The sequence below is a fragment of the Paracoccus sp. PAMC 22219 genome (assembly GCF_000787695.1).
Taxonomy (GTDB): Bacteria; Pseudomonadota; Alphaproteobacteria; order Rhodobacterales; family Rhodobacteraceae; genus Paracoccus.
Genome location: NZ_BBPH01000024.1, coordinates 1 through 9,381 on the forward strand (window position 1 = coordinate 1; position 9,381 = coordinate 9,381).

Here is a 9,381-nt window from a genome sequence, read left to right on the forward strand (position 1 = left end):
GCAGCAGCCGGTAATAGCCGGGCGGCAGATCGACGCGAATTTCGCGGATCTGCGCCTCGACCAGGTGATAGTTGTCCAGCAACCAGTCGGCGGCGGGCACGGTCGGGCGACCGGCGGCGGCTTCGGCTGCGTTGTCGCGATAGGCCGCGCGCAGGGCGCGGGCGTGTCGGCCAGGCGCCTGTGCAGCGGGGCCGCGCGCGGGGGGCGGGCGGTCACGGTCTGATCGGCGGCCAGCGACCGGGCGTGCTGTTCCAGCCGCTCCAGTCCGAACAGTTCGGCGCGGACGGGTGCCGTGTCCGACCATGGCGGGCGCGGGCCAAGGGCCTTGGGGAACATGCGGTCATCCAGTTCTTGCGTGGCTCAGTCCCGAGGCAGCAGCTCGGCCCTGGCGATGATGTCGTCGATCAGCCGTGCGGCACCCGCATGATCGGGCCCGCCGGTCAGGCGGGCGGCATTGTGGCGCGTGGTCGCCGCGTCCTGCAGCAGGCCCAGGATTTCGGACCGGGGCAGCACGTCGCGGTCATGCAGCGCCAGGATCAAGGCCTCGAACAGGGTCAAGGCGGCCAGCCCGGCGGAATCCATGGCGTGCGTCCTTTCCTTCGGCCTGTCGGGCGCGCTAGGGTGGCGCCGACGCGTGGGTGGACCTTGTCAGGATCCTGCCGGGTGCGGACTGATCGAAAGCAGTCCCGCATCCGATTTTCGCGATTTCGGCAGGAGAGAATGGTACACAGCCCCCTGGACAGCCCGCTGTCGCGCAAGCTTTCGGCCTTTGCCGTGCTGTCTGCGGCCGAACTGGCGGTGCTTGCGGACCTGCACGGGCGCATCAGCGTCGTCGAGGCCGGGCGCGACCTGGTCCATCAGGGCCAGTCCCGTCATGCGGCCTATATCCTGATGTCGGGATGGGTGTGTTCCTACAAGATCCAGCCGGACGGGTCGCGGCAGATCGTCGACATCCAGATCTCGGGCGATTTCCTGGGGCTGCGCAGCGTGCTGCTGCGCACATCGGATCACAGCTTCGAGCCGTTGACCGACATCCGCGTGGCAGAGGTGCTGGCCCCCGACCTGATCGATGCATTCGGTCGCGCGCCCCGCCTGGCGGCCGCGATCCTGTGGGCGGCATCGCGGGACGAGGCGATGGTGGTCGAACACCTGGTCGGCATCGGCCGTCGCGCCGCGGATGTCCGCGTGGCGCATTTCCTGCTGGAACTGGGAACGCGGCTGGCCCTGGTCGGGCGGGGCGACACGGCGGGCTATGACTGTCCGCTGACGCAATATCACCTGGCCGACGCGCTTGGCCTCAGCGCCGTCCACGTCAATCGCATCCTGAGACAGCTGCGCGAGCGTGACCTTGTCGTGTTTCGCGACGGGCGCGTCACCTTCGTGAATTTCGCGGCGCTTGTGGCCTATGCCGGGTTCGACGCCGCCTATCTGGATCAGGCCGGGCCGTTGCTGGCCTGATCGGTCATGTCTTGGGCCATGGACCCGGAGAGGAGGGGTCTTTGGGCGGCATCCCCCCGGGAGGAGGAGAGGAGGATGCCGCCAGTCCCGGACCCAGGGAGGAGGAAAGGGCCGGGAATGCGAATTCCTGGTGTCCCAGGCTTACTGGGCCGAGCCCCATGCCGCTTCGTGCGCCAGGCGGGTGATCATCGAGCGGTTGATGCCCAAATCGTCAAGGTCGCGGGTGGTCAGGGCGTTCAGTTCACGCACGGTCTGGCGGTAGACCGCGCGGCGGGCGCGGTTTTCCTGCATCCGCTGGATCGCGCTCAGCAGGCGGCCACGCAGGCCGGCGTCGGCGGTGGCGTTGTGTGCTTGGGCGATAACAGCCATGGTCGTATCCTTTCGGTTCATCTCGTCTGCGCCGTTCCCGGATTGGCCCGGCGTTTCGTTGAGTTGAAGATGGCGCTATCGGGGCGGTTTCACAACCGGCGGCTTGGCCAATGCTGCTATGCAGCATCGTCATGGATGGGCGGCGTGACGATCTGATCGATCCGTGTGCACGGGTCAGGGACCGGACGCTGAAATCAAACGGGATGCTCAAGCTTTGCCCGGCGCACGGCATCAAAAATGCCGTCCGTTGGCGAAACCATCACGGTTGTGTGGATCAATCCCATTTCGACGGCGTTGGTCATCAGGCTCTGATACCCTCAGCGCACAAGACCTGCACAGCCCGCTCACTCATCGCACAAGGATCAGGAATGCTCTCCCGCCTTCCGCAACGCATCGGCTACAGCCGTTCCGAGACGCTGACCGACCTGATCGTCCACGCCGTCGGTCTGGCGGCTGCCCTGTTGGCGGTGCCGATCCTGATATCGCAGGCGCTGTCCATCGACATGCACGCGCAGGCGGTGGTCGGGGTGTCGCTTTATGGTGCCACGCTGGTGGCGATGATCCTGTGTTCGGCGCTGTACAACATGACCCACCCCGAGGCCTGGACGCCTGTCCTGCGCCGGATGGATCATTCCGCGATCTATTTGAAGATCGCCGGCACATACACGGTGTTCGCGCTTTTGTCGCCCAATGAGACGGGCTGGTTCCTTGCATGGATCTGGGGCTGTGCCGCGCTGGGCGTGGGGCTGCGAAGCATCGCGTCCGACAGATTTCAGGGTGCGGCCATCAGCCTCTATCTGATCATGGGCTGGTCGGGGGCCGTGGCGGGCGGCGCGCTGTTCGGCGGCATGTCCGCGCAGGTCTTCGGGCTGATTGTCAGCGGGGGACTGTTGTACACCGCAGGGTTTGCGTTCTTCATGATGACGCGCCTGCCGTTCCACCGGACGATCTGGCATCTGTTCGTGATCGTGGCCAGCGGGTTTCTGTACGCTGCCGTGACGACGCATGTCGTCGGTCATGCCTAGGTAACCCTGCCTGGTCTTGCCGTTGCCTTCGAACCGACCTGATCGCGGCAAGCGTCCGCATGCCCGGGACCGACCGGGTCGATACGCTGCGACGGCCCCCGGTCTTCTCCCACCGCCTTCACGGTTGACTTCGGGCGGGCCCGGCGGCATTCCGATGATCGATGGTTCCCGTGCCGGCCAAGGCCCCGGCAGGGTGAAAAGGGAACGCGGTGAGGTGTAGCCATCAGGCGCCGAATCCGCGACTGCCCCCGCAACTGTAAGCGGTAGCCGACCCCATGATGCCACTGGCGCCCCTTGTGCGCCGGGAAGGCGGGGAAGGCCGCGATCCGCAAGTCAGGAGACCTGCCATCATGACCTGAACCAACCCGGGCGGGGTGCCCCGGAGAAAGACCGCATGTGCCGACCCAAGGCATCAGTCAAAGCGTGACCGCCAGATGCGGCGGAACCGGGTTCGCGAACCCGGCGACCGCCGATGCGCCTTCCTCAACCCCGTCCTTCGTTTCATGAAGGACGACCATGACGACCAGATTTTTCCTGACGACCGCGATGGCGCTGGGCCTGGGCCACGCGGCCCTTGCCGCGCCGACCGACTATCCTCTGGTGATCGACAATTGCGGGCACACGGTCACCATCGCCGCGCGACCCGACAACGTGGTATCGATCGGCCAATCGACGACCGAGATCCTGTATGCGCTGGGCCAGGCGGACCGGATGGCCGGGACCGCGCTGTGGTTCAACGCGGTGCTGCCCGCATACGCGACTGACGATGCGGCGGTTGAACGGGTCATCGACAACATGCCCAGCTTTGAAGCGGTGGTGAACAAGCGCCCCGGATTCGTGCCGACGATGTTCGAATGGATGATCGGCGAACAGGGCGCAGTCGGCACCCGCCCGCAGTTCGCGGACCTGGGCATCCCGGCCTATGTCATGCCCACGGACTGCCACGGCAAGGACAACACCGTTGGCGCTGACGGCACGCGCCTGGCGCCGTTCGACATCGCGACCCTGTGGGACAGCATCGACCAGATCGCGCAGGTCATGGACGCACAGGACGCAGGCCGGGCGCTGATCGCCGATCTGAAGACGCGCGAGACGGCGGTCGTGGCCCGTGCCCGGGCGATGGACCTGCGGGACGCCTCGGCGGCGGTGTGGTTCTCTTCGGCGGATCTGGGGATGGGCCCGTACATGGCGGGCGGCATGGGCATCCCGGCCTGGATGCTGGACCGCCTAGGCCTGCGCAACGTCGTGACCTCTGACGAGGAATGGCCCACCGTGGGGTGGGAGACGATCGCCCGTGCCGATCCATCGGTCTTGGTGATCGCGCGCATGGACCGCCGCCGCTTTCCCGCCGACGATGTCGAGGCAAAGCTGCGTTTCCTGAAATCGGACCCGGTCACCAGCCGCATGACCGCCGTGCGCCAGGACCGCATCGTGGTCCTGGACGCCGAGGCGATGCACCCCGGCATCCGCATGATCGACGGGCTGGAGGCCTTGGCCGCGGGCATGGACGGGCTGTCCGAATGACCGCCGATATCGGGGTGCCGGTTGCCCGGCGCCCGTCCGTTCCGGTCTGGCTGTGGGTGCCGCTGCTGATCGCGGCGGCCCCCCTGGTCGGCACCGCGATGGGAGAGACGCCGATCCCCCTGGCCACCGTCTGGCAGGCGCTGGCCAACCAGGTGCTGGGCGCGGGATACGCCCTGGACCCGATCGATCAGGGCATCATCTGGGCTTACCGCCTGCCGCGCGCGCTGGTGGCGGGAGCCTGCGGGGCGGGGCTGGCGATATCGGGGCTGGTCCTGCAGACGCTGCTGCGGAACGCCTTGGCCGATCCCTATCTGCTGGGCATCTCGGCCGGGGCATCGACCGGTGCGGTGACGGTCGCGGTGGCGGGGATCGGCGCGGGGTTCGTGCCGATGTCGGCGGGCGCGCTGCTAGGCGCGGTCGCGGCCTTTGGGCTGGTGGTGGGGCTGGCGCGCCTGTCGGGGGCGGCCCGGGCGCACGCGGGGCCGCGCAGATCGTGCTGGCGGGCATCGCCGGGTCGCAACTGTTCAATGCGCTGACCAGCTTCATCATCGCGCGGTCGGCCAATGCCGAACAGGCGCGCGGCATCATGTTCTGGTTGCTGGGCAACCTGTCGGGCGTCCGGTGGGACGATGTCGGCCTGGCGCTGGCCGCCGCGTTGATCGCGGTGGGGGCGGCGCTGTGGCATGTCCGGGCGCTGGACGCGTTCGCCTTTGGCACGGAATCGGCGGCGTCTCTGGGCGTGCCGGTCCGGCGGGTGCAGGCCGTGCTGATCCTGGCGACCGCGGTGGCCACGGCGGTCATGGTGTCGATCACCGGCGCGATCGGCTTTGTCGGGCTGGTCGTTCCGCATGCGGCGCGGTTCCTGGTGGGCACGCGTCACGCGCGGCTGGTGCCGGTCTCGGCGCTGATCGGGATGGTGTTCCTGATCGCCGCCGACGTGATCGCGCGCATGCTGGTGCCGGGCCAGACCCTGCCCATCGGCGTGGTGACCGCGCTGATCGGCGCGCCGGCCTTTGCCGTGATCCTGATCCGCGCACGGTCGGCATCATGACGCTGGCGACGCACGACCTGACCCGCTGCATGCGCGGTCGCGCCCTGGTGGCGGGCGTGAGCATGGAGCTCCGCCCCGGAGAGATGCTGGGCCTGATCGGGCCCAACGGGTCGGGCAAATCCACGCTGCTGCGGATGCTGGCCGGGCTGGTCCGGCCCGACGGCGGCCATGTCGCCCTGGACGGCAAGCCGCTGCGGGCGATGCCTGCGCGCCAGATCGCCCGCCACATCGCCCTGGTCGCCCAAAGCGCCGAGACGTCGGACCGGATCACGGTCCGCGACGCCGTGGCCCTGGGGCGCACCCCGTGGCTGGACGCCTTGCGTCCCTGGTCCCCGGCGGACGAGGCGCATGTGGCGCAGGCGCTGGCGCGGGTCGACATGACGCATTGGCGGGGCGCGACTGGTCCACCCTGTCCGGGGGCGAACGACAGCGCGCCCATATCGCCCGCGCGTTGGCGCAGGCGCCGCAGATCCTGCTGCTGGACGAGCCGACGAACCACCTGGACATCCGCCACCAGCTGTCGATCCTGGATCTGGTCGGCGGTCTGGGCCTGACCACGGTGATCGCGCTGCACGACCTGAACCAGGCGATGCGCTGCGACAGGCTGGCTGTGATGCAGGGCGGGCGGCTGGTGGCCCTGGGCCCGCCCGACCGGGTTCTGACGCCTGACCTGCTGGCGCGGGTCTTTCACGTGCGGGCAAGCACGCTGACCGATCCGCAGGACGGCAGCCGCGTGATGCGGTTTCATCCGGTCGTCTGATGCGATGAGAAGGATTGGAGCGGGTGACGGGAATCGAACCCGTGTCTCTAGCTTGGAAGGCTAGGGTCTTACCATTACACAACACCCGCGCGGGGAACGGTATAGTCCGCCCGCGCGGCGGTTTCAAGCGGTCGCGTCACCGTCGTTGCGCAAAGAACCGCCGCAGCAGGTCGCGCGATTCCGGCGCGGCCAGACCGTCATAGACTTCGGGGCGGTGGTGGCATTGCGCGTGCCGGAATACCTGCGCGCCATGCGCGACGCCCCCCATGCGCGGGTCCGACGCGCCGTAATACAGCCGGGCGATCCGCGCGGCCGAAATGGCGGCAGCACACATCGGGCAGGGCTCCAGCGTGACCCACAGGTCGTGGCCGGGCAGGCGTTCGGACCCCAGGGCCGCGCAGGCGGCGCGGATGGCCAGGATTTCCGCATGGGCGGTGGGGTCCGACAACTCGCGCGTGCGGTTGCCCGCGGCGGCCACCACGCGGCCCTGCGGGTCGGTCACGACGGCGCCCACCGGCACCTCTCCGCGCAGGGCGGCGTCGCGGGCCTGGGACAGGGCTAGCGCCATATGGGTGGTGAAGGGGACCATGACCGTCTTGTCGCAATCCCGCGCGCGGCGCGCAAGCCGGGGAAAGAAACGCTTTCCACAAGGCCCGCTTGGGCGTATGCACCCCTCTTTGCCCCGCAGAGATGCGAAGGAGACGCGCATGACCGACGAACAGATTCCCGACCGCAAGGCCCCCCAGATCGCGCCGCGCACCGAGGCCGACCGCATCGCCAAGGTGATGGCGCGCGCCGGTGTCGCCAGCAGGCGCGAGGCCGAGCGGATGATCGTCGAGGGCCGCGTCAGCGTGAACGGCAAGAAGATCGACAGCCCCGCCCTGGACGTGGCGCCGGGCGACCGCATCACCGTCGACGGCAAGAAGCTGGAGGAGCCGCAGGAGACGCGGCTGTGGCTGTACTACAAGCCCCTGGGCCTGATCACGTCGGAAAACGACGAGCTGGGCCGCCAGACGGTGTTCGACGCCCTGCCGCGCGACATGCCCCGCGTGATGACCATCGGCCGCCTTGACCTGAACTCCGAAGGTCTGCTGCTGCTGACCAATGACGGAGAGCTGAAGCGCCGGCTGGAGCTGCCCGCGACGGGCTGGCTGCGGCGGTATCGCGTGCGGGTGAACGGCACGCCCTCGGACATGACCTTCGACCCGCTGCGTCGCGGCGTGACCATCGAGGGCGAGGATTTCTCTCCCATGGAGATCAAGCTGGACAGCCAGCAGGGCGCGAATGCCTGGATCAGCGTCGGCATCCGCGAGGGCAAGAACCGAGAGATCCGCCGCGCGATGGCCCATGTGGGCCTGCAGGTGAACCGCCTGATCCGCATCGGTTACGGTCCCTTCAAGCTGACCGGCATGGACAAGAACCAGGTGACCGAGGTCAAGCGCAAGGTCCTGCGCGACCAGCTGGGCGGCCTGCTGACCGGAGAGGTAGAGGACAAGCCGCGCGAGATGCGCCCCCGTGGTGCCGCCGGCGAACGCGCTGCCCGGTCCGAGGGTGGCGATGCCGGCCCGCGCCGTTTCGGCCCCAAGCCCGGCTTCGGCGGCAAACCCGAAGGTCGCGGTTTTGGCGACCGCCCGCGCGACGGACAGGGCGACCGCCCGGCCCGCAGCTGGGGCGCCAAGCCCGCCGGCACCGACGGCGCGCGCCCGCGGGGCGCTGACGCGCCTGGCGGTTTCGGCGACCGCCCGCGGCCAGCAGGTGACAAGCCGCGCTGGAAGAAGTCCGGCCCCGGCGAAGGTGGCGGCCGCACGTCCGGTCCCGGCGACGATTCCCGTCCCGCCCGCTTTTCCGGCAAGCCCGGAGAGGCGCGCAAACCCTATGGCGCACCGCGCGGTGAGGGGGCCGAAGGCCGCAAGCCGTTTGGCGGTCCGCGCCCCGAAGGCAAGCCCTTCGGCAAGCCCCGCGCTGATGGCGACCGCAAACCCTATGGCGCACCTCGCGGTGAGGGGGGCCGAAGGGCGCAAGCCGTTCGGCGGTCCGCGTCCCGAGGGCAAGCCTTTTGGCAAGCCGCGCGCCGATGGCGACCGCAAACCGGCAGGCGGCCCACGCGGCGAGGCGGGCGGCAAGTTCCAGGGCAAGCCGCGTCCGGCTGGCGCCAAGCCTTCCGGCGCGCCCCGTGGGGATCGCCCGCAGGGTGGCGGCCGTCCCGGCGGCAAGCCTCGCGGCTGACACCAGACCGGTGCAAGACAAAAGGGCCGCCCGCAAGGGCGGCCCTTTCCGCTGTCGACGGCCTTGCGTCTATTTCGTCAGGATCAGCTTGCCCGCACGGGTGATACGCAGCTGATAGACCTGCTCGTCCAGGACGATCAGCGCCTGGTTGCCGCCCTGGGTCAGGGCGGTGGCGTCATGCTGCGGCATCCGGGCCAGGATGGCGGTGCCGGGGCGGGTGAAATCGGCGGGGCGCGTTGCGGTCATGGTCAGCCTCATGCTGGGACAGTGATGATGCCCAATGCTGACAAATTCATTCAGGTTTGTCAAAGTAAAATAGTCAGGAATCTGCAAGGCCGGTCATTGGCGTGCCAGACGTCGGTCCGGGCCGCCGGTTCGGCGACCCGGGAAGGGATCATTCCGCGCCCAAACAGTCGACGATGGTGTCGGTCATCTGGGTCAGCAGAACCTCGTACTGACCCGCGCCGGGGGGCAGCATGCCGCCTTCGGGGCTCAACTCGCCGCCGGTGCGGATGTCGCTGCCTTCGGTCACGGTGTCGATCAGGCCGGCGTCATGGGCGTATTCCGGAAAGGCGCAGACCGCCCCGGTGTCCGCGATCTGGGTGCGGATCTGATCGATGCGTGCCGCCGACGGGGTCGAGGCATCGCCAAGCGACACCGCGATTGCAGGCTGCAGGCCGAAATGGTCGGTGAAATGGCCGTAGGCGTCGTGGAACACGACAAACCGGTCCTGGGCATGCGGGGCCAGGCGTTCGCGCAGCTGGTCGTCCAGGGCAGCGATGCGTTCGGCCGCCGCGTCCGCGTTCGCACGATAGGTGTCGGCATTGTCGGGGTCCTGTTCGGACAGCGTCGCGGCGATGGCGTCCAGCCAAGGGGCCGCGTTGGCCGGATTCAGCCAGGCATGCGGATCGGTGCCGGTATGGACATGGTCATGCCCCGCATGGTCGCCGTGGTCGTGGTCGTGGTCG

9 protein-coding genes, 1 tRNA gene, 2 pseudogenes and 1 riboswitch are annotated in these 9,381 nt (G+C 68.8%); of the genes and pseudogenes, 6 read left to right on the plus strand and 6 right to left on the minus strand.

The window, feature by feature from the left end; all coding sequences use genetic code 11:
• Positions 1-360: 360 nt before the first annotated feature.
• On the minus strand, positions 361-582 hold the full coding sequence (locus TY51_RS04380; RefSeq protein WP_042246371.1) for a hypothetical protein: 222 nt from the start codon (positions 580-582) through the stop codon (positions 361-363).
• Between the two features lie 138 nt (positions 583-720).
• Here TY51_RS04380 and TY51_RS04385 point away from each other — a divergent pair, with 138 nt between their 5' ends.
• Positions 721-1,458: a Crp/Fnr family transcriptional regulator gene (locus tag TY51_RS04385; RefSeq protein ID WP_042246375.1), complete on the plus strand. Its 738-nt coding sequence runs from the start codon at positions 721-723 to the stop codon at positions 1,456-1,458.
• A gap of 141 nt (positions 1,459-1,599) precedes the next feature.
• On the opposite strand, the gene TY51_RS04390 is transcribed toward TY51_RS04385, so the two are convergent.
• Positions 1,600-1,827: a DUF1127 domain-containing protein gene (locus TY51_RS04390; protein ID WP_042246377.1), complete on the minus strand. Its 228-nt coding sequence runs from the start codon at positions 1,825-1,827 to the stop codon at positions 1,600-1,602.
• A gap of 368 nt (positions 1,828-2,195) precedes the next feature.
• On the opposite strand from TY51_RS04390, the gene TY51_RS04395 reads away from it, so the two are divergent.
• From TY51_RS04395 to TY51_RS04410, 4 genes and pseudogenes are all read left to right on the plus strand, one after another.
• Entirely contained in the window at positions 2,196-2,852 is a 657-nt protein-coding gene (locus TY51_RS04395; protein WP_042246380.1) for a hemolysin III family protein, read from the plus strand.
• A gap of 145 nt (positions 2,853-2,997) precedes the next feature.
• Positions 2,998-3,217, plus strand: a riboswitch (cobalamin riboswitch).
• 151 nt (positions 3,218-3,368) lie between these two features.
• The gene (locus tag TY51_RS04400) at positions 3,369-4,376 is read left to right on the plus strand and encodes an ABC transporter substrate-binding protein (RefSeq protein WP_042246383.1); all 1,008 of its coding nucleotides are present in this window, start codon (positions 3,369-3,371) and stop codon (positions 4,374-4,376) included.
• A pseudogene (locus tag TY51_RS04405) lies at positions 4,373-5,427 on the plus strand (FecCD family ABC transporter permease). The gene TY51_RS04400 and the pseudogene TY51_RS04405 overlap by 4 nt, the downstream one beginning before the upstream one ends.
• Positions 5,424-6,187 (plus strand): annotated as a pseudogene (locus TY51_RS04410) (ABC transporter ATP-binding protein). Before TY51_RS04405 ends, TY51_RS04410 begins: the two co-directional pseudogenes overlap by 4 nt.
• A gap of 15 nt (positions 6,188-6,202) precedes the next feature.
• On the opposite strand, the gene TY51_RS04415 reads toward TY51_RS04410, so the two are convergent.
• Together TY51_RS04415 and TY51_RS04420 are read right to left on the minus strand one after the other, a co-directional pair.
• Positions 6,203-6,276 (minus strand) — tRNA-Gly (locus TY51_RS04415).
• Positions 6,277-6,323: 47 nt separating this feature from the next.
• On the minus strand, positions 6,324-6,776 hold the full coding sequence (locus TY51_RS04420) for a nucleoside deaminase (RefSeq protein ID WP_042246386.1): 453 nt from the start codon (positions 6,774-6,776) through the stop codon (positions 6,324-6,326).
• Between the two features lie 118 nt (positions 6,777-6,894).
• Here TY51_RS04420 and TY51_RS04425 point away from each other — a divergent pair, with 118 nt between their 5' ends.
• Entirely contained in the window at positions 6,895-8,517 is a 1,623-nt protein-coding gene (locus TY51_RS04425) for a pseudouridine synthase (RefSeq protein WP_156117876.1), read from the plus strand.
• Here TY51_RS04425 and hemP read toward each other — a convergent pair.
• Together hemP and TY51_RS04435 are read right to left on the minus strand one after the other, a co-directional pair.
• Entirely contained in the window at positions 8,483-8,659 is a 177-nt protein-coding gene (gene hemP / locus TY51_RS04430; protein ID WP_064503568.1) for a hemin uptake protein HemP, read from the minus strand. The two genes, TY51_RS04425 and hemP, sit on opposite strands and share 35 nt — an antisense overlap.
• 148 nt (positions 8,660-8,807) lie before the next feature.
• Positions 8,808-9,381: metal ABC transporter solute-binding protein, Zn/Mn family (locus tag TY51_RS04435; RefSeq protein WP_042246392.1), on the minus strand; the 574-nt coding region annotated here is incomplete at its 5' end.

Coding starts and splice junctions, on each gene's coding strand:
- TY51_RS04380 (WP_042246371.1), bottom strand. CDS start 582: ATGGATTCCGCCGGGCTGGCCGCCTTGACCCTGTTCGAGGCCTTGATC.
- TY51_RS04385 (WP_042246375.1), top strand. CDS start 721: ATGGTACACAGCCCCCTGGACAGCCCGCTGTCGCGCAAGCTTTCGGCC.
- TY51_RS04390 (WP_042246377.1), bottom strand. CDS start 1,827: ATGGCTGTTATCGCCCAAGCACACAACGCCACCGCCGACGCCGGCCTG.
- TY51_RS04395 (WP_042246380.1), top strand. CDS start 2,196: ATGCTCTCCCGCCTTCCGCAACGCATCGGCTACAGCCGTTCCGAGACG.
- TY51_RS04400 (WP_042246383.1), top strand. CDS start 3,369: ATGACGACCAGATTTTTCCTGACGACCGCGATGGCGCTGGGCCTGGGC.
- TY51_RS04420 (WP_042246386.1), bottom strand. CDS start 6,776: ATGGTCCCCTTCACCACCCATATGGCGCTAGCCCTGTCCCAGGCCCGC.
- TY51_RS04425 (WP_156117876.1), top strand. CDS start 6,895: ATGACCGACGAACAGATTCCCGACCGCAAGGCCCCCCAGATCGCGCCG.
- hemP (WP_064503568.1), bottom strand. CDS start 8,659: ATGACCGCAACGCGCCCCGCCGATTTCACCCGCCCCGGCACCGCCATC.